Genomic DNA, 19529 nt, shown 5'->3' on the forward strand with positions numbered 1-19529 from the left:
GGCGATAGTCATTTCACATCGGGGTATCAAGGCCTAAGATAAGAGTTACACTCATAAGTAACCTGTTTTATTACATTTATTTCCCAACGGTCTGCCGGCCGCATACAAAGGAGAGTCAGCTTGAGCACCCGGTATCTGGAGAGCCTGTTTAATCCCGCGTCCATTGCGGTGATCGGTGCGTCGGAGCGGGCAGACAACCTTGGCGGTATGGTGTTGCGGAACCTGATGGGGGGCGGTTATCCCGGCCGGTTACTGGTGGTTAACCAGAACGATTACGACAACGTGCACGGGGTGCCCTGCGTCAAGAAAGTCTCGAAAATGGAATTTTCCCCGGACCTGGCAATCATCTGTACGCCGCCGGATACCGTGGCCAAGACCATCAAGCGGCTGGGGGAGGCCGGGGTGCGCACCGCGATCGTTATGACCGGTGGCATGTCACGTACTCACAGTAAAACCGGCCAGCCCCTGATGTATTCCGTTCGTGAAGCGGCCCGGGAGACCGGAATCCGGGTTCTGGGCCCCAACACCATTGGCCTGATGGTCCCGGCACGCAGCCTGAACGCTACCTACGCCCATATGGGCGCCATCCCTGGCCGGGTTGCCTTCGTTGGCCAGTCCGGCACCATCGCCAGTTCGGTCATCGACTGGGCATTCGCCCGTGGTGTGGGGTTTTCCTACTTCCTGACCCTGGGCGATGGCATGGATATCGATCACGACGACCTGATCGACTACCTGGCGCAGGATACACAGACCCGTGCGATTCTCCTGCACATCGAAAACATTCCCAATGCCCGCCGCTTCATGTCGGCGGTGCGGGTGGCGTCCCGCACCAAGCCGGTGATTGCGGTGAAGTCCGGTCGGGTGCCGGAGTCGGAGTGGTTTCCCCACGACCTCCCTGATGGCCTGAAACGCAGCGATCCGATTTACGACGCCATGCTTCAGAGGGCAGGTGTGCTCCGGGTGGATGGCCTTGGCCAGATGTTTGATGCGCTCGAGACATTGACGCGGATGCGTCCCTTGCGCCGCGAAACCCTGGCGATCATGGCCAATGGGGTCGGCCCCGGGGTGTTGGCCGTGGACCGGTTGGCGGATCTTGGTGGTGAACTGGCAGAGCTGTCGAATTCCAGCATTGAGAACCTGGCCGAGCTGCTGCCACCTTACTGGACCCGCAAAAACCCCATTGACCTTAACTACGATGCCTCGCCGGAACTTTACGGCCAGGCCATCAAGATCCTGGCAAAGGATCCGGAAGTGGCAAACGTTCTGGTGATGTATGCCCCGAGTCTGACGGAGGACAGCCTCCAGATTGCGGACGCGGTTGTGCAGGCGTCCAAGGGCACACGTCTGAATGTGTTCACCTGCTGGCTCGGCCAGAGTACGGTCATGGATGCTCGGGAAGAGTTTTACCGGGCCGGGCTGCCGTCGTTCTTCAATCCCGAAAAAGCCGTGATGGCATTCATGCAGCATGTTCGTCACCAGCGGGTTCAGCGGCTGCTTACGGAAACGCCGGAATCCTTTACCGACCACTTTGCAGACCGCACCCACACCCGTCATGTGGTCAACAGGGCCCTTCGAGCAGGTCGGTATCACCTGTCGAACCGGGAAGCGCGGGACCTGGTGCGGGACTACGGGATCAGCACCATCGAAACCATGTACTGCGACGATATGGAAGAGGTGCTGGAGGTGTTTGCGGTTGAGCGGCGCCCCATCGACATTACCATCATTCACGAGCAGGCGTGCCATCCTTTTCTGGACCTGAGTCCGACCCAGCGTCGGTACAAGGGTACGGTCCAGAAACTGAACAGCGAGGCGGCCATCATGGATTCGTGCCGCTACCTGATGGAGGAGTACAAGAGCCATTTCCCGGAAAGTGGATTTCTCGGGTTTGCGGTTCAGCGTTCCTACCAGCACGTGGGTGGGATCGAGTTCAGTGTCGGCATTACCCGGGACGCATTGTTTGGGCCCCTGGTGGTTTGTGGTGCAGCTGGCGCCCAGATCAACGTGATGACCGATCGTCAGATCGCACTGCCGCCATTGAACATGGTGTTGGCCCGTGAGCTTCTGCGCCGTACCTACATGTACAAGCTGCTGAAAGAACACAGCCTGAAGCCGGAGGAGGATATCCGCGCGGTGTCCGAGACCCTGGTCACCCTCTCACAGATCGTTATCGACATTCCGGAAATCAAGGGGCTTGAGATCTCGCCCTTGCTGTTCAACGAGCAGGGGGCCGTGGCTGTCAATATTGCCATCAATCTGGCCGACAAGCCGGGGCGGCCGATTATTCAGCCTTACCCGCGGGAACTGGAGGAATGGATTGTTTTGCCCAAATCCGGGCGCCGGGTCATCATTCGACCGGTACTGGCGGAAGATGAGCCTGCCCATCGGGCGTTCCATGAGTTGCAGTCGCCGGAATCCATTCGTTACCGGTTCTTCCAGTATCGCAAGCATTTCTCTCGCGAAGACGTAGCCCAGATGGTGCAAATCGATTACGACCGGGAGATGGTTTTTATTGCCAACGCGCCCAGGGAAGACGGGGAAGGCGAGGAAACCCTCGGAACCGTGCGCACCTGGACCGATGCCGATAACCTGCAATGCGAGTTCGCGGTCATGGTGCACGATAAAATGAAGGGCGAAGGCCTCGGCGTTGCCCTGATGCAGAAGATGATCGATTACTGTCGGGCCAGGGGTACCGTGGAAATGGTGGGCAATGTGCTGCCGGATAATCGTCCCATGTTGCAGCTGGCGGAACATCTGGGCTTTGAAATCAAGTTCAATACCGAAGAGGAAGTGATGGATCTGCGGCTGGTCCTGAACGAACCGGAAAAAGACTGGCAGAGAGAGCGGCTGGGAAAGAGTGCCCACTGAAGAGCGCAAGGGAGGCCGGGTCAGATAAAGCGGGTATCTGACCCGGATTTACGGCACTACTCTTCGACAATCGCAGAGCGATCTTCGCCGCCGAGCGCTTCCAGGAGCCCTGGAATCAGCCGGGACAGCTCAAGGGTCATGAGCGTGAAAGCCGCATCAAACTTGGCAGCGTGGTCGTCCACGTCGACATCATCCAGTTGATCCTGAAGTGTTTCGCCGAACTTGAGGCGACGGATGCCCAGTTCTTCATCCAGCACAAAGGAGACGTTGTCGTCCCAGGTCAGGGACAGCTTGGTCACCTGCATGCCCGCATCCAGATGGTTGCGGATTTCATCGGCTTTCAGGTCCAGGCCTTTGCAGCGCACCACCCCGCCATCTTCAGACGGATCCTTGAGTTCGCATTCAGTGCCCAGAACCACCTTGCCGGGCAGGTCGATGGATTCGTTCAGCCAACCGGTAAAGGTGAAAGCAGGTGCCTGTTCCACCGCGGGTGGACGAACCGGCAGCGATCCGAGGCTCTTGCGCAGAGTCGAGGCCAGATCTTCCGCCTGCTTGGCAGAACCCGCGTCCACCACCAGAACACCGTCCTGGGGGGCGAGGTAGGCAAAGGAGCGGCGGTTCTTGGAGAAGGCCTGGGGCAGCATCTCCAGCATTACCTGTTCCTTGATTTCGTCCTTTTCTTTGCGCCGGACCTTCCGGCCCTGCTCGAACTCGATGGCTTCGGCCTTCTCCTCAACCGCTTCTTTCACCACCGGGCCGGGAAGAATCTTTTCCTCCTTGCGCAGGGCAATCAGGTGATAGCCGTTGGCACTGTGAACCAGTTGTTCGCCATGCTTGCCCAGGGGCGGAACCCAGCCCTGGCGGCTGGTTTCCTGAGGTCCGCAGGGCTTGAAGGCATCGGCCTGGAGCTTGTCTTCCAGCTCTTCGGCAGAGATATCAAAGGGTTTGGTAAATCGGAATACGCGGGCGTTGCGAAACCACATCAGGGCTGGTCCTTGTCTTTCATATTTGCATGATCTCTACGAGTACGGTTTTAACGATAAAGCCCACAACGCCGGCGCCCAGCACCGTAAATAGTGCGATGGTGCCGAACTTGCCGGCCTGGGATTTCTTGGCCAGATCCCAGACGATGAAACCCATCCAGACAATCAGGCCGGTCAGAAACACCAGCATGGCGATCTGGGAAAACATTGCTTCGTTCATTGCTGACTCCGATTTCAACGTGGATTACTGTTCATCCCGCAGGAAAACCCAGTTGTTCTTATCGGATTGGTCTTCGCTGAAGTAATAGCCTTCGAGGTTGAATCCCTTGAGGTCGTCGGCCTGGGTAATGCGGTTCTGAATGGCAAACCGACACATCAGCCCCCGGGCTTTCTTGGCATAAAAGCTGATCATCTTGTACTGACCATTCTTCCAGTCCTTGAATTGGGGGGTAATCAGCCGGCCTTCAAGGTCTTTCTTCTTTACGCTTTTGAAATACTCGTTGGAGGCGAGGTTGACCAGCACGCCGTCGTCATCCGCAAGCAGCCGGTTGATCTCCTCTGTGATCTTGCTGCCCCAGAAGGCATACAGATCCTTGCCACGGTTATTCGCGAACCGGGTACCCATTTCCAGGCGGTAGGGCTGCATCAGGTCCAGGGGTTTCAGGACGCCATACAGACCGGAAAGCATGCGCAGATGCTGTTGGGCAAAGTCGAAGTCCTGTTCACTGAAGCTCTCGGCGTCCAGGCCGGTGTACACGTCACCTTTGAAAGCCAGCACAGCCTGCCGGGCATTCTCGGGGGTAAACGGCGTGTGCCAGTTCTGGAAGCGCTCGGCGTTCAACTGCCCAAGCTTGTCGCTGATGCTCATCAGATTGCTGATCTGGTGCGGCTCCAGCGTTTTAAGCTGGTCGACCAGCTCGCAGGCATCCTCAAGGAATTCCGGCTGAGTATAGGTACTGGTCGCCAGCGGACTCTCGTAATCCAGCGTTTTGGCAGGGGAAATAACCATCAACATGTCAGGCAATCCTCATTGCAGGAATGTAAGTAAGTCATCCCTGGTAAAAGGCCAGTCCAGTTCCACACCGGTATCGTTGCGTCGGAGCACCGGTATTCGGGTACCGTAGCGTTCTACCAGTTCTTCGGACTGGGCAATGTCCACCACGTCTACCGGGATCGGCTCCGGCATGGGCGTGCTTACAAGCAGGGCTTCGGCCAGTTCGCACAGGTGGCACTGAGAGGTTGTGTAAAAAAGCAGTTCCATTATTTCGGTTGTGCGTCCAGTTTCTGGCCGTTGACGCCCTGGCTGTCCTTGCCCATGAGATACAGGTAAATCGGCATCAGGTCCTCTGGTGCCGGATTTTGCTGTGGATTCTCCGCCGGATAGGCGTGGGCTCTCATGTTGGTACGGGTCGCGCCGGGGTTCAGACTGTTTACCCGGACATTGTGACGCTCGTCGTCCAGTTCTTCGGACAGCAACTGGCTCAGGCCCTCTACGGCAAACTTGGAGACGGCATAGGCGCCCCAGTAGGCTTTTGCCTTGCGGCCGACACCAGAGGAGGTGAAGATCACCGAGGCGTCGTCGGATTTTCGAAGCAGGGGAATCATTGCCCGGCTTAGTAGGAACGGCGCCGTTGCGTTCACGTGCATGACCTTGTTCCAGGTTTCAGGGTCATAAAGCTCCACGGGACTGCGGTCGCCCAGAATTGCCGCGTTGTGCAGCAAACCATCCAGCTGCCCGAAGTTATCTTCCAGGGTCATGGCCAATTCTTCGTAGTCTTTCACCGCGGCGCCCTCGAAGTTCATGGGCACGATGGCAGGCTTGGGGTGGCCGGCTGCTTCAATTTCATCGTAAACCGTTTCGAGTTTGCTGACCGTGCGACCTACCAGTACCACGGTGGCGCCATGGGCGGCGTAGGCCTTGGCTGCAGCCCGGCCAATGCCGCTGCCGGCACCCGTCACCATCACGATGCGGTCTTTCAGAAGATCGGCGGGTGCTTGGTAATCATGCATAACCTGTCTCCGTGTCAGGCTGTTACCGGCTGAACACCGGATCCTAAATTTGATGCGCTATTGTAACAGCTTTGCCAGGTCCGTGACGGTGTCGGCGATGAGGTCCGCTTGCCACAGGTCAATGGCTTCCGGCTCCTCGATGTAACCGTAGCGGACGGCGATGGTTTTCATGCCTGCGTTACGCCCGGCTTCGATGTCCCGTTCGTGGTCGCCCACATAAATGCCGGTGGCGGGATCGGCGCCGATCTGCTGGCAGGCCAGAAAGAGGGCTTCCGGATGAGGTTTGCGCTGGGCAACGTGATCGGGGCAAACCAGCGCCGCGCACCGGTCAGCCAGGTTAAGGGCCTCGATCAGTGGAACCGCGAACCTGGCAGGCTTATTGGTCACAATGCCCCAGGGAATACCTTGCTCCTCGAGGGCTTTGAGAAGCTCGTCCATCCCCTCGAACAGGCTGGTCTCCACTGCCACGCCCGCCTCGTAGAGGTCGAGGAACGCGGTGTGTTTTTCCAGGTATTCCGGATGTTCCGGTTCCAGGCCGAAGCCGACCCGGATCATGGCGCGCGCGCCGTTCGAGACCGAGCGTCGGATATGCTCGTGGGGAAGGGCGGGGAGCCCGTGCTGTTCCCGTAACTGATTCAGGCACCGGATAAAGTCCGGTGCGGTGTCAATCAGTGTTCCATCCAGATCAAACAGGACCGTGGAGGCTCGATGCGTGGTTTCAGGCTTCACGAATATCCCTGGCATGCATCAGATAGTTGACGTCCACGTCCCGTCCGAGCTTGTATACCTTGGTGACAGGGTTATAGGTCATCCCCGTAAGCTCACGGACTTCCAGCCCTGCGTGGCGAAGATGGTCGGACATTTCCGATGGCCGGATAAATTTCTTCCATTCGTGGGTGCCTTTGGGTAGCAACCTGAGCACGTACTCCGCCCCCACAATCGCAAAAAGAAACGATTTCGGGTTCCGGTTGATGGTTGATACAAATAGATGGCCGCCCGGTTTCAGCATGGCGGCACAGGACCTCACCACCGATGCGGGATCCGGAACATGCTCGAGCATTTCAAGGCAGGTAACCACGTCGTACTGGCCCGCGTGTTCGCTGTCCTCGGCCAGTTCTTCGATGGTGATCTGGCGATAATCCACATTCACACCGCTCTCCATGCCATGCAGCCGCGCGACGGCCAGCGGAGCTTCGCCCATGTCGATACCGGTAACGTGGGCGCCTCGCTGGGCCATGCCCTCCGACAGCAAGCCACCACCGCAGCCGACATCCAGAGCGCGCTTTCCGGCCAGGGAAACCCGCTCATCGATGTAGTTCAGCCGCAGGGGATTAATATCATGCAGTGGCTTGAATTCGCTCGAGGGATCCCACCAGCGGCTGGCAAGGGCCTCGAATTTGGCGATCTCGTTCCGGTCTACGTTCTGGTTTGTCATGGTTGGTTCTGCCTGGTGAATCAATAGGAAATCGGTTAGTCAGCCTTTGTGCGGATTCGCCCGGCCCAGTCCTCAACTCGAAGCATGAGATCGGCAACGTCAATGCGGGTAAGCCGGCCATCCTGTACTTGTGGTACGCCGTTAATCCAGCTGTGGCTTACTGATCGACCATGGTTGCTGTATACGAGGTGCGAAGCCGGGTCGTAGACTGGCTGCAAAAACGGGTCGCTCAGGTCAATGGCAATGATGTCCGCCAACTTGCCCTCGGCCAGAGAACCCAGTTCATGGTCCCGCCCCAGAGCCCTTGCCCCGTTGATGGTGGCCATCTGCAGGGCCTTGTGCGCCGATAGCGCCGAGGCATCATTGGCCACTACTTTGGCCATCATGGCGGCAGTCCGGAGTTCCCCGAACAGATCGAGGTCGTTGTTGCTGGCGGCGCCGTCGGTGCCTATGGCGACGTTAATCCCGCTATCGAGGAGTTCCTGCACCGGACAAAGGCCGCTGGCCAGCTTCAGATTCGATTCCGGGCAGTGGATAACATGGGCGCCCGTTTGTTTAAGCAAGCTGATATCGCTGGCATCGATCTGGGTCATGTGAACGCACTGGGTCTCTGGGCGGAGCAGGCCGAGATCCGCCAGTCGGGCTGTGGGCCGTTGACCCAGCTTTTCAGTAGCCTCGGCCACTTCGAATGCCGTTTCGTGCAGGTGGATCTGGATGGCTGCGCCGGTCTTTTCGGAGAGCCGGACGGCTTCAATCATCGGGCCGTCGGACACGGTGTAGGGTGCATGGGGGCCAATGGCCGGCATGATGTAGCCATCGTTTTTCCAGCTGTCGATAAAGTCGGCGCCCTTGCTCAGGTATTCCTCGGGTCCGGCACCCCACGGCGTCGGGAAGTCGAGCAGCGGAAAACAGACTTGCGCACGAATGCCCGTATCGTGCGCCATCTGAGCCGCAATTTCCGGGAAGAAATACATGTCAGAAAACGTGGTGGTTCCCGTACGCAGCATCTCAGCCATGGCCAGTTGGGTGCCATCGGCAATGAACTGCTCGCTGATAAAGCGACCTTCGGCCGGCCAGATATGGTCATTCAGCCAGGTCATCAGCGGAAGATCGTCTGCCATGCCCCTGAACAGGCTCATGGCCGCGTGGCCGTGCATGTTGATCAGGCCGGGCATGACGACGTGGTTCGGAAGATCAACGGTTTCCCGGGTTCTGAACGATCTGTCCGCCTGTTCCTGGGGAATGACTGCGGCAAGGCGGTCACCCTGGATAATCACTGCATAATGCTCAAGTACCGTGCCTGCCGGCTCAATCGGGATCAGCCAGCGCGCGTTGATGCGAATATCGGCTGCGGTGATAGTGTCTGCCGTCATTTATCCTGCCTTACAGCGCATGGCGCGGAGCTTCCACACCTTGAAAATGTAGCCCGGAAGTATAACCGTTATACTGGCAGTTTTCAGCGCTGAAAAACCGGAGCAGTCTTCTATGACAACAACCCCGAAACCCTCCCAAGAACGGGCCATTGGCACCGTTGCGATTCGCTGGCACGGCAGCAGTCTTGAGCTGCTGGATCAACGCCTGCTGCCGGGAGAGGAGCACTGGATAACGCTGGAAGGCGCTGCCGGTGTAGCGCAGAGTATCCGGGATATGGTGGTTCGGGGCGCTCCTGCAATCGGCATCAGTGCAGCCTACGGGGTGGCCCTTGCGGCCAGACATGCCGGTGGCGGGGACTGGAAGGCGGAAATCAAACAGGCCATTCGCGAGCTTGCAGCTTCACGTCCGACCGCAGTAAACCTGTTCTGGGCGCTGCAGCGCATGGAAAGGATTTTCCACGCGTGCCATTCGCTGGACGAAGCGGTAAAACGCCTGGCCTCGGAGGCCCGGGCCATACATGAGGAAGACCTGGCCGCCAACTTTGCCATGGCGGACCATGCCCTTGAGTTTATCGGAGCAGAGGTACCGTTTTCGGTGCTGACCCATTGCAATACCGGTGCATTGGCCACCGGGGGCTACGGTACGGCACTGGGCGTTGTTCGTCGTCTCCATGAGGAAAAGCTGCTGGCAGACGTCTATGCCGACGAGACTCGCCCCTGGCTTCAGGGTGGCCGGTTGACGGCCTGGGAACTTTCACGCGACGGCATTCCCGTCACGTTGAATGCCGATGGTGCCGCTGCCGCCATCATGGCCCGGAAAGACGTACGCTGGGTGATCGTCGGCGCGGATCGAATAACTGCCAATGGTGATGTGGTCAACAAGATCGGCACCTACAGCCTGGCGGTTCTGGCCCGCCATCACAAAGTGGGCTTCATGGTGGTCGCGCCTTCAAGCACGGTGGACATGGCCACGGCGTCAGGGGCAGATGTGGCCATTGAGGAGCGCGACGGCATTGAGATCCGGGAGATACGCGGTATCGGGTTGGCGCCGGAAGGCATCAACGTATTCAATCCGGTCTTTGACGTGACACCGGCAAGCCTGATCGACGCGATCGTTACTGAAAAGGGCGTGGTGCATAACCCGAATATAACCGGTATGCAGGCGTTATTTGGTTGACGGTGGGGTGCGCTCCGGCTGCTTCTTTTTGGCGGCAGGCTTGTCAGGTGACCTTTTCACGTCGGGGTGCTTTTCCTCGTAGGTGGCCCTGAGTTCGGCCACCTGCCGTTCCTGCTCCTCAATAAAGTGCAGGGACATTTCAAAGCTTTGACGGGTGAACTCCAGCACTTTCTGGAAACCTTCATCCGAGAGCGTGCGAGCGTCATCATGCCGGCGGAAGATGTTGATAAACTCCCGCTCCCGCTCAAATTGCAGGGGCAGTCTCGCCACGCCCCAGTCATTCAGAATCTGCCAGACTTCGGGATTGTAGTTGCGCGTGGTGCGCATGATGAACGGGATGGGATCGTTTCTGGCAATGAGGGCTGCCAGACGTAGTATCAGTTCGAAGGACAGGGTGGTGGTGCCGTTCTCTATAGCCTCCAGGACGGACTTGTCCCGCAGGTTAAGGGCCTCGCTCATTTCAGATACGGTGAGGCCGGCCACTTCGCGGATGTCTTTGAGAGACTGGCCTGCTGTGAGCATTGCCCGCAGCTGATCCTGGGAATTGATCAGTGCCCGGCCCACCCTAAGAGACGTATCCGTCGCCTTGACCCCGAAGCGGAGCGCAGACCCGGTAAGGCTTGCCAGGCGGTCGATCAGGCCTTCCGGCGTTCGTTCCTGAGCCGCCGGTTTCTCCAACCCTTCCACTTCCTCCAGGGAGCGCATGGCATGTAGCGCGTCCAGTAGCATGTCTTGCAACATCCGTGCTTTCTGGTGGCTATCCTGTCCGCCTGCGTCCTGCTCAGTCATGAGACTTGGAGCTGCCTGTTCAACGTGTCACTGCGGCGGCCGGAGACTGTGCCGCAAATTGCTGGGGATCCAGGATCGATGCCATGCGGTTATCAAGGTCCAGCATGTCGGCCATGATATGTCCACCTTCCCGTATCACGAAATCCAGCTCCTCATCGGTGGAATTCAGGTCCGCCGCCTGCTGGTCTTGCCAGTCTTCAAGGTCTTCCAGCGACTCGAACGGTGTCTGGCCTTTCAGTTCACGACGGGCATTTGCGATCGTGAGCCGTGTGCGTTCAATCTGTTCGTGCTCAGCGCGGCGTTCTTCCAGGTTGAGGCTGACGCTGTCGGTGGCGCGCTGTTTGGTCAGGAAGTCGATCTCCTGCTGCAGCAGGCTGAACTCAGGGTTGGTTGAGAACCGCTCTTCGTGCCGCTTGCGAAGCTCATCGATAATGCCGCTGAAATCGAAGTAGCGTGTATGCGGCACTGCCTCGATCTGGTCCCAGGGCAGGGCATGATCCAGGGCGTCCTCACCGATGCGGGTCTTGTCGATACGAGAAGGAATCTCGATGTCCGGGATAACCCCTTTGTGTTGCGTGGAGCCGCCGGATACCCGGTAGAACTTGGACTGTGTGATCTTGAGTTGTCCGTGGTTCAGGGGACGCACAGCCTGAACGGTGCCCTTACCAAAGGTCTGGGAACCGACAACCAGTCCGCGGCCATAGTCCTGGATGGCGCCGGCGAAAATTTCGGACGCTGACGCACTCATGCGGTTGGTGAGTACCACCAGAGGCCCGTTGTAGGCCACGGAAGGATCCTCGTCATTGAGTACCTGCACATCGTTATTGGCGTTGCGAATCTGAACGGTGGGGCCCTTGTCAATAAACAGGCCGACCAGATCATTGGCTTCGTGCAGCGCACCACCGCCGTTGTTTCGCAAATCCATCACCAGGCCGTCAACGCCGTCGGCTTCGAGCTCCGCAATCAGGTTGCGGACATCGCGGGTCGTGCTCTTGTAATTCGGGTCACCAGCCTGCATGGCCTGGAAATCCGCATAGAACGTGGGGATGGTAATGACGCCAATCGTATATTCCTTGCCACCACGTTCAAGACGTATGGTGTCCTTGCTGGCGCTCTGCTCTTCCAGCTTTACTTCATCGCGTTTGATGGCGATGGTCTCGGTAATGGTCTCGTCGGAGGCATTGGCCGGAATCACTTCCAGTGTGACGGTCGAATTGCGCGGCCCACGAATCAGATCCACCACTTCGTCCAGACGCCAACCGATCACATTCACCGGCTTTTCGTCTTCCTGTGCGACAGAAACAATGCGATCTGCGGGCTCAAGCTGACCCTGCTTGGAGGCGGGCCCGCCGGGTACCAGTCTCACCACCTTGGTGTATTCGTTGTCCGACTGAAGCACAGCACCGATGCCTTCCAGTGAAAGGCTCATGTTGATATTGAAGTTTTCTGAGGTGCGCGGCGAAAAGTAGGACGTGTGCGGGTCCCACATGCCGGTAAACGCATTCATATAGGCCTGGAAGGCATCTTCACTGCGGGCCTGGTACGCGCGCTTCAACTGGCCTTCGTAGCGGCGGCGCAGGGTTTCAACGATGGCTTCGTCTTCTGCCCCGTTCAGGCGCTGAGCCAGCACCGCATTTTTAATGCGCTTGACCCAGAGATCGTCCAGGGCCTCGGCGTTCGATTCCCAGTCCGCTTTCGAGCGGTCGACCAGAATACTTTCGTTGGCCGAGAAATCCAGCGTGTCGATGCCCTTGTCGATTGTTTCCAGAGCAAACTGGAGGCGCTCGATAATCCGTTGCTGAACCAGATTGTAAATATCGAATCCGGGCTGAAGCTGACCTGTTTTCAGGGCAGAGCCGAGTTGAGTGCGGATTTTGTCGAACTTCGCAATGTCGTCCTGCGAAAGATAGATTCTCTGCCCGTCGAGGTAATCCAGGTAGGCATCAAACACATCTCCGGAGAGTTCATCGCTGATTCCGAGGTCCCGGAAGTGGGTAAACTGCAGTTGACGGGCGATCAGGATATTGGCTCGCGCCTGATCAATCGTCGGTGCAACTGGCTCGTACACGTCTGGAGTTTCAACGTTCGCATGAAGCCCCAGTGGCGCAGACAGCAGCAATGCTACAGTCATTGCCTTGCACACCCCGAACCGAACAGATCCGGCCGAAGAGCGACGAGCCATAATTCTTTCCGCGATGGTCATAAATGCTTACCCGACGGTGTTGGTAGCCCCTCGGTTTGCGAGGGAGTGTCTACCCGTGACTTATTAAATTTATTGTAGGCAAGCACTACACCCGATGCCATAGGCAGGGCGTATCGGATCGTGACAATCTGTCCATGAAGACGCCACGTTCGTAACTGAGGGATCATCGGGGTTGAGGCGTGTTGCACACGGGGAAACTGCCGGGAGAATCGGTAAATCCTCCCGGCAGCAGACGTGCAGAGGCTGAATCAGGCGAACGGTGTGTTCGTTTCCGCCTTTTCCTGCAACAGTCTGGGTGGTGCAAAGCGTTCACCATAGGTCTCGGCGAGCGCCGATGCCCGCTCCGTGAATGCTCTCACGCCATACTGATTGATGAACTGAATCGCGCCACCGGTCCACGGCGCATAGCCAATGCCAAAGATACTGCCGATATTCGCATCCTCTACCGTTCGCAATACGCCTTCCTCCAGACAACGAACGGTTTCGATGGCCTGAATGAAGAGGATCCGGTCTTTCAGCTCCTGCAGTTTGACCGTTCTTGCCTTCTCCGCGTTCACGAACAGAGTTTCCAGCTCCGGCCAGAGGTGTTTCTTGCCGTTGGCAGGGTACTCGTAGAAGCCCGCGCCCGCAGCCTTGCCCTTGCGGCCATGTTCGTTGACCATCGCATCAGTGACGGCCTCCGCTGGGTGGGGATTCCAGGTTCCGCCGGCGGCTTCGGTATCCTTCCTGCTCTGATCCCGGATGTGTTGCATCAGGGTCATGCTGACTTCGTCGGAAATCGCCAGTGGCCCGACGGGCATACCGGCCAGCACCCCCGCGTTTTCAATGCTCGCTGGATGAATACCTTCGCCAAGCATGCAGATGCCCTCGTTGACGAAGGTCCCAAAGACCCGCGAGGTAAAGAACCCTCGACTGTCGTTGACCACCACGGGAATCTTTCCGATCTGCTGAACGTAGTCAAACGAGCGCGCCAGGGTTTCATCCGAGGTTTTTTCGCCGACGATGATTTCTACCAGCTGCATCTTGTCGACCGGTGAGAAGAAATGCAGGCCAATGAAGTTCTCGGCGTTCGCAGAGGCTCCGGCGAGCTGGGTAATGGGGATGGTTGAGGTGTTGGACGCAAAAATCCCGTTTGCCACCAGTTTGGGTTCCGCTTCCTGGGTCACTTTTGCCTTCAGTCCACTGTCCTCGAAGACCGCCTCGATCACCAGGTCACAGCCTTCCAGATCGTCTGACGAATCGGTGGCCTTGATGCGGCTCAGGATGTCTGCCTTCTGTTCTTCCGTCATTCGGCCACGACTGACTTTCTTGGCGAGCAGGTTCTCCGAGTAGCTTTTGCCTTTTTCGGCATTTTCAACGGAGACGTCTTTCAGCACCACATCGATACCCCGTGTCGCCGTTGAATAGGCGATACCTGCGCCCATCATGCCTGCGCCCAGAACACCCACCTTGCGGAAGGTTTCTTTCTCAACGCCCTCGGGGCGGCTGCCGCCCGCCTTGATGGCGTTCAACTGGAACCAGAAGGTGCCGGTCATGTTCTTGGCAACCTGGCCGATCACCAGTTCCGCAAAATACCGGGTCTCGATCAGGCTGCCGTTATCGAAATCGACCTGAGCGCCTTCAACGGCAGCAGAAAGTATGCGCTCCGGGGCCGGATAGCAGCCTTTGGTCTTCTGCTTCAGCATGGCCGGAGCGATCGCCAGCTTCTGCGCCATGGCAGGATGGTGGGGCGCGCCACCCGGGAACCTGAAGCCTTTCTGGTCCCACGGCTGCTGACATTTCGGGTTGGCCTCAATGAACGCTCGGGCTTTCGTGATCATATCGTCGGCAGAATCTGCCAGTTCGTTGATAATGCCGGCCTTGAGCGCAGCTTTCGGATTTACCTTTTTGCCTTCCATCAGGAACGGGAAGGCTGCCTCCAGGCCAATCATTCGAGGCAGTCGCTGGGTGCCGCCGCCACCTGGCAGCAGGCCCAGAGTCACTTCCGGCAGTCCAAGTTGAATGCTGTCGTCATTGATGGCGACACGGTAATGACAGGCGAGGGCAATCTCGAGGCCGCCACCCAGGGCGGAGCCGTTGATGGCTGCCACCACGGGTTTTCCGGTGGTTTCCAGAAACCGCATGTGCGATTTCAGGCCGTTGACCATATCCTCGAAAGTCCCGGCGTCTTCGCGCGTGACCTTATGCAGTTCTTTCAGGTCGCCGCCGGCAAAAAACGTCTTTTTGGCGGAGGCAATGATGATGCCGCGAATGTTATCCAGGTCTTCCTTCACTTTTGCGGCGGTTTCCGACAGGGCGTCCCGAAAAGCAGCGTTCATGGTGTTGGCGGACTGGCCGGGCATATCGATGGTGAGGGTCAGGATCTGGTCTGAACCCAGTTCGTAACGAATAGCACTCATAATTGGTTCTCCTGGAAAAGTGGACGGGTTCAGACGCGCTCAATGATGGTGGCAATGCCCATGCCGCCACCGACGCACAGTGTGGCCAGGCCGTAGCGCAGCTCGCGCCGCTCCAGCTCATCCAGCAGGGTGCCAAGGATCATGGCGCCGGTGGCACCCAGCGGGTGGCCCATGGCGATAGCCCCGCCGTTCACGTTCACTTTTTCGCCGGGAACCGAGAGTTCCCGCTGGAAGCGCATAACCACAGAGGCGAAGGCCTCGTTCACTTCAAACAGATCGATCTGATCGGCAGTCATGCCCGCCTTTTCCAGTGCCTTGCGCGCTGCCGGGGCGGGGCCGGTGAGCATGATGGTGGGGTCTGTGCTGGTCACGGCCGTGGCGATGATGCGAGCGCGCGGCGTCAGCCCCATGGCTTTGCCCTTGGCTTCACTGCCGATGAGCATGGCGGTGGCACCGTCGACGATACCTGAGGAGTTGCCGGCATGATGAACGTGGTTAATCTTCTCCACGTAGTGGTATTTCTCCCGGGCGACACCGTCGAAGCCCATCTCGCCCATCATCTGGAAGGAGGGTTTCAGGCCGGAAAGGCTTTCCAGGGAAGTGTTGCCACGCACATGCTCATCGCGATCAAGGATCACCACGCCATTCTGGTCAGTGATCGGAATGATGGACTTCGCAAAGTAGCCGTTCTGCCAGGCATTGGCCGCTTTCTGCTGGGATTTCACGGCAAAGCCATCAACGTCTTCACGGCTGAAGCCCTCGAGGGTGGCAATCAGGTCTGCGCCGATGCCCTGGGGCATGAAACCGGTATGCAGATTGGTTTCCGGATCTGTGGCCCAGGCTCCGCCGTCGGAGCCCATGGGCACACGGGACATGGCCTCCACGCCGCCGGCAACCACCATGTCTTCCCAGCCAGAGCGAACTTTCATGGCCGCCAGATTCACGGCTTCCAATCCGGAGGCGCAGAAACGGTTCAGGGTGACGCCCGCCACTTTTTCATCCCAGTCAGCGGCCAGCGCTGCCGTCTTGGCGATATCTGCACCCTGGTCACCCACGGCGGTTACGCAGCCCATCACAATGTCGTCCACCTGGGCGGTATCCAGGCTGTTCCTCTCCTGCAGCGCATGGAGCACCGTGGTCAACAGCGAGATGGGTTTGACGCTGTGAAGTGATCCGTCTTTTTTTCCGCGCCCCCGGGGGGTGCGGACTGCATCGAAGATATAAGCCTCGGTGGTCATTGCTTGTCCTCTGGTCATATTGTTTTCGGGTTTGATTTACCGATGACACAACCATAGCCGGTTGCGGTTGCAGGGGGTAATGACGCGGGCTGCCAATCGCATTGGCGAAATTGCTCATGAACCATGACAAGGAGGGGGCTGGCTTCTATGGTGTTAGAAACCGCAGACGAATTTGGGAGGCGGAAGCCATGTCTCTGCGAGATGCAATCGACAATTTCTACGAGCGGCTGGTGGTGGATGCCATCGAGGCAACGCGGGAGGAGTCTGACACAGCGGACTATCTGACCGATGTTATGTGCGTGGCTCTCAACCGACTGCCCACACGGTATTACCGGCATTCAATCGATATGATGTTTTACTTGGCGGACGAGGAACTCAAGGGGATGAAACAGAAATCCCTGGCCGCCGTAAAGGAAGCCAGGGAATTCGTCAGGGAACATCAGCGGGAGTAGACCGCTGGGCGCCTCAGGCCTCGTTCAGATTGGCGATAGCCCTGTTCAGTCGCTCAGCGAGCTCCGTGTCCGCGTTTTTGCCAGTGCCACCCAGGCACCAGGCTGCCAGCAGTTTCTCTACATCCTGCATTTGATCCGTGCTGTTGTCGGCGGAACCCATGCCATTGGCAAGGCGCTGAACCTGGATTTCCATGCGGCGCTGCTGATCGGCTTCGGGGGAGGGCACGCCGCAAAGGATTTCTGCGCGAATCACCAGCTCGACCGGATCGCTGGCGTCTGACGTTTCGGCCAGCGCAGCCCAGTGCTGAGGCGCTGATTCACTGCTGGACTGGCCCGCTGTGGCCGCCATCACCAGAGACTGCCAGGAAGCCATTTTTGCCTGCAGTCTCAGAGCCGAGAGAATCTTGCTCAGCCGCTGCTTTTCTTGCTGGACCTGTTCCCTGACGCCTTTTGAGAGCGTAGCGGCATCAATATCCTTGAGCGTCGCCAGGGCCGCAGTGACTGCCTGTTCGTCACTTTCCGGGGATATTCCTGAAACCTTATTCAGGCCTGCTTGTGCCGTCTCGTCGGCGGCACGTGATGCCTGCTGCTGTTCCGAGCGCTCGGCATCACGGCGGGCGAAGATCTGGTCACAGGCCTTTCGGAACGCTTGCCATAGTTTGCGGTCTTCCCGATGGCGGGTGATTCCGATGGCTTGCCAGTCTCCCTGGAGGGCCTTGGCCTGGTTCATGGCCTCCTGAAGCGGCTCGTGTTCGACCAGGGCCTGGGCCTTGTCCACGATCGTCTGTTTCAGGCCTTCGTTCTTGCGCCGTTCCTCGTCCAGGGGTGCTTCCAGCCTCTTGAGCAGTTCATCGAAGCGCTTTTGAACGGCCCGATTGTCGCGGAATTCCACTGGCCAGGCCTCTTTCCACTCCTGGCGGGCGGTCTGGTGGATTCGTTCCGCGGCTTTCCAGTCGATGGAAGACCAGTCGGCATTGTCCAGGAAGCTTTCGAGCTGCTCGCAAATGGCGGACCGTTTTTCCAGATTGGCCTGTTTGAGGCCGGACTTGGCAGAGAAGTAGGCCTTGCAGGGCTCGTAAGCCTTGTCCGAGGCAGCTTTGAACCGGGACCACAGCGAGCGATCTGAAGAGCCGCCGAGATCGCGCCACTCATTCTGCAACTCCTTGATTCGCTCGGCCTTTGCTTCCGGATCCATTGGCTGCTCTGCCAGGTATTCCATTTGCTCGCACAGGGCAATCTGCTTGGGTTCCGTGGCGAAGCCCTGCCAGTCCGAGAGTTCACGCAATTGCCCGGTAAGCAGCTGCATACGCGCCTGATAGGGTTTTGCGTGGCGCTGGTCCAGATCCCGGAAGTGCTGTTGTGCCGTTTTGAAGAGCTGTTTGGATTCTTTCAGCTGTTTGGCCTCCAGAGCCTCCTCCAGTTGCCTGATTTCGGCCTCAAGGCGATTCGTCAGAGCTTTCTGTTGCTCCTGGTCAACTCGGGGCTCTGCCGGTTTCTTGCGTTTGCCGGCCAGCTTCCGCAATGGCTCCAGTAGTGCCGGGATGGGATAGCCTTCCGGCCAGTTGATCTCGGCAACCAGTGTCTTTGCCTGGGCACGCTGCTCGTCGGTGGCATCGTCTGCGCGCTCGAGCAGTGCGCCAAGTTCGACGATGGTTTCCCGTTCCTGGGTAATCCGACGGACAGAACTCAGGTAATTGCGCAGTGCCAGCATGGCGTTTTCGTAGGCTTTCTGTTCCTGCTTCTCCACTGCCGTATCCCGGGTTGCTTCCAGCCAGCGGTTTTCCTGAGTTTTCTGGAGTGCATCCAGGGACGCCAGTGAGGGCAGTGTTTCAGGCGGTTGAGACTTGAGCTCGTCCAGTGTGCGGGTCAGCAGATCCAGGGTTTCCTGACGTTGCAGCTTCTGCTCGCGCTGGCGCTTTTCATCTTCCGCCGCAGATTGCAGGGCCGCAATGCGCTCTTTGCACAGGTGAACCGCTTCGAGAAAGGCCTGGGCCTGTTCCGGTGAGGCGTGTGTTTCCACCTCTGTCCATTGTTTCAGCAGGGCATCGAGCCGGGCCCCATAAAGCTTGGTATCGTCACTCTTCGCCTGATCCTGCGCGTGGCGGGTAAGGGTAGCGATGGTCTGGCTGATGCTGTCCAGCCGGGCCTGTTCTTCGCGCCGCTGCTGCAGTGCCAGTTTAACGATCTGGTAGACACCTTTGTCACGGCCTTTGGCCTGTTTCTGCACGTCCTGCAGGCTGGCTTCGTCGGTCAGTCTGCCTGCAGCGGACTGCCGGATATCCGCGGTAACGCCCTCAATGGCAAGCTTGGCCAGGACATCCTGGGATGGTGCGCTCTCCAGTGTTTTGAGCTGTTCTTCCCTCCGGTCAGTCCGGGTATCTTCCTGTTCGACAGGCTCTGGCTGGGTGGCTTTCCGCTGTTTTGGCGTTGCCTCGGTTGTCTTGCGGGATTTGAACAGTTTCTGGATGAACGCGGCCATAAGAGTATCCTTGGGTGTTGAAACCAGTTCACGGTGTCGGGCAAAGTTGTGCCGCCACCGGCCGTCGGCATCCGGTCAGGGATACCGGGTAGTTTGACTGGTCAGCCTGAGGTGCTGGCCAGCAGG

16 protein-coding genes are annotated in these 19529 nt (G+C 58.3%); 3 read left to right on the forward strand and 13 right to left on the reverse strand.

The window, feature by feature from the left end; translation table 11 throughout:
• Window positions 1–120 precede the first annotated feature (120 nt).
• Window positions 121–2865: a bifunctional acetate--CoA ligase family protein/GNAT family N-acetyltransferase gene (locus tag BM035_RS19880; protein WP_092034051.1), complete on the forward strand. Its 2745-nt coding sequence runs from the start codon at window positions 121–123 to the stop codon at window positions 2863–2865.
• 56 nt (window positions 2866–2921) lie between these two features.
• Here the strand turns inward: BM035_RS19880 and rdgC are convergent, their stop codons facing one another.
• From rdgC to BM035_RS19920, 8 genes are read right to left on the reverse strand one after another with little or no spacing between them, the layout of a single operon-like run.
• Window positions 2922–3848 (reverse strand): recombination-associated protein RdgC, encoded by a 927-nt coding sequence (gene rdgC / locus BM035_RS19885; protein WP_008171444.1) that lies wholly within the window; start codon window positions 3846–3848, stop codon window positions 2922–2924.
• A 19-nt stretch (window positions 3849–3867) separates the two neighbouring features.
• Window positions 3868–4068, reverse strand: a complete 201-nt coding sequence (locus BM035_RS19890) for a DUF2788 domain-containing protein (protein ID WP_064227465.1) — start codon at window positions 4066–4068, stop codon at window positions 3868–3870.
• 24 nt (window positions 4069–4092) lie between these two features.
• Window positions 4093–4863, reverse strand: a complete 771-nt coding sequence (yaaA, locus tag BM035_RS19895) for a peroxide stress protein YaaA (protein ID WP_092034054.1) — start codon at window positions 4861–4863, stop codon at window positions 4093–4095.
• A 12-nt stretch (window positions 4864–4875) separates the two neighbouring features.
• Window positions 4876–5109, reverse strand: coding sequence for a glutaredoxin family protein (locus tag BM035_RS19900; RefSeq protein ID WP_008171448.1), 234 nt, complete (start codon window positions 5107–5109; stop codon window positions 4876–4878).
• On the reverse strand, window positions 5109–5858 hold the full coding sequence (locus BM035_RS19905; protein WP_008171450.1) for a YciK family oxidoreductase: 750 nt from the start codon (window positions 5856–5858) through the stop codon (window positions 5109–5111). Before BM035_RS19905 ends, BM035_RS19900 begins: the two co-directional genes overlap by 1 nt.
• A 57-nt stretch (window positions 5859–5915) precedes the next feature.
• Window positions 5916–6587, reverse strand: coding sequence for a phosphoglycolate phosphatase (gph, locus tag BM035_RS19910; RefSeq protein WP_092034057.1), 672 nt, complete (start codon window positions 6585–6587; stop codon window positions 5916–5918).
• Window positions 6577–7293: a bifunctional 2-polyprenyl-6-hydroxyphenol methylase/3-demethylubiquinol 3-O-methyltransferase UbiG gene (gene ubiG / locus BM035_RS19915; RefSeq protein WP_008171454.1), complete on the reverse strand. Its 717-nt coding sequence runs from the start codon at window positions 7291–7293 to the stop codon at window positions 6577–6579. The genes gph and ubiG overlap by 11 nt, the downstream gene beginning before the upstream one ends.
• Window positions 7294–7328: 35 nt before the next feature.
• The gene (locus tag BM035_RS19920) at window positions 7329–8666 is read right to left on the reverse strand and encodes a TRZ/ATZ family hydrolase (RefSeq protein ID WP_092034060.1); all 1338 of its coding nucleotides are present in this window, start codon (window positions 8664–8666) and stop codon (window positions 7329–7331) included.
• 112 nt (window positions 8667–8778) lie between these two features.
• Here BM035_RS19920 and mtnA point away from each other — a divergent pair, with 112 nt between their 5' ends.
• A complete protein-coding gene (gene mtnA / locus BM035_RS19925) occupies window positions 8779–9843 on the forward strand; it encodes an S-methyl-5-thioribose-1-phosphate isomerase (protein ID WP_092034062.1) in 1065 nt (354 codons plus the stop codon).
• On the opposite strand, the gene BM035_RS19930 is transcribed toward mtnA, so the two are convergent.
• The 4 genes from BM035_RS19930 to BM035_RS19945 all read right to left on the reverse strand — a co-directional run bounded on the left by BM035_RS19930 (window position 9832) and on the right by BM035_RS19945 (window position 16472).
• Window positions 9832–10632, reverse strand: a complete 801-nt coding sequence (locus BM035_RS19930; protein ID WP_039881881.1) for a helix-turn-helix domain-containing protein — start codon at window positions 10630–10632, stop codon at window positions 9832–9834. The genes mtnA and BM035_RS19930 overlap by 12 nt on opposite strands.
• 19 nt (window positions 10633–10651) lie before the next feature.
• Window positions 10652–12835 (reverse strand): carboxy terminal-processing peptidase, encoded by a 2184-nt coding sequence (locus BM035_RS19935; RefSeq protein WP_092034065.1) that lies wholly within the window; start codon window positions 12833–12835, stop codon window positions 10652–10654.
• A 248-nt stretch (window positions 12836–13083) separates the two neighbouring features.
• Window positions 13084–15234 carry a 3-hydroxyacyl-CoA dehydrogenase NAD-binding domain-containing protein gene (locus tag BM035_RS19940; protein ID WP_008171463.1) on the reverse strand — a complete coding sequence of 717 codons (2151 nt, stop codon included), beginning with the start codon at window positions 15232–15234 and terminating at the stop codon, window positions 13084–13086.
• A gap of 29 nt (window positions 15235–15263) precedes the next feature.
• A complete protein-coding gene (locus tag BM035_RS19945; RefSeq protein WP_092034067.1) occupies window positions 15264–16472 on the reverse strand; it encodes an acetyl-CoA C-acetyltransferase in 1209 nt (402 codons plus the stop codon).
• A gap of 188 nt (window positions 16473–16660) precedes the next feature.
• On the opposite strand from BM035_RS19945, the gene BM035_RS19950 reads away from it, so the two are divergent.
• Window positions 16661–16924, forward strand: a complete 264-nt coding sequence (locus BM035_RS19950) for a late competence development ComFB family protein (RefSeq protein WP_014576682.1) — start codon at window positions 16661–16663, stop codon at window positions 16922–16924.
• Between the two features lie 13 nt (window positions 16925–16937).
• Here BM035_RS19950 and BM035_RS19955 read toward each other — a convergent pair whose 3' ends face one another.
• The gene (locus BM035_RS19955; protein ID WP_092034070.1) at window positions 16938–19403 is read right to left on the reverse strand and encodes a DUF349 domain-containing protein; all 2466 of its coding nucleotides are present in this window, start codon (window positions 19401–19403) and stop codon (window positions 16938–16940) included.
• Window positions 19404–19529: the final 126 nt, after the last annotated feature.

The organism is Marinobacter sp. DSM 26671, from assembly GCF_900112835.1.
GTDB lineage: Bacteria > Pseudomonadota > Gammaproteobacteria > Pseudomonadales > Oleiphilaceae > Marinobacter > Marinobacter flavimaris.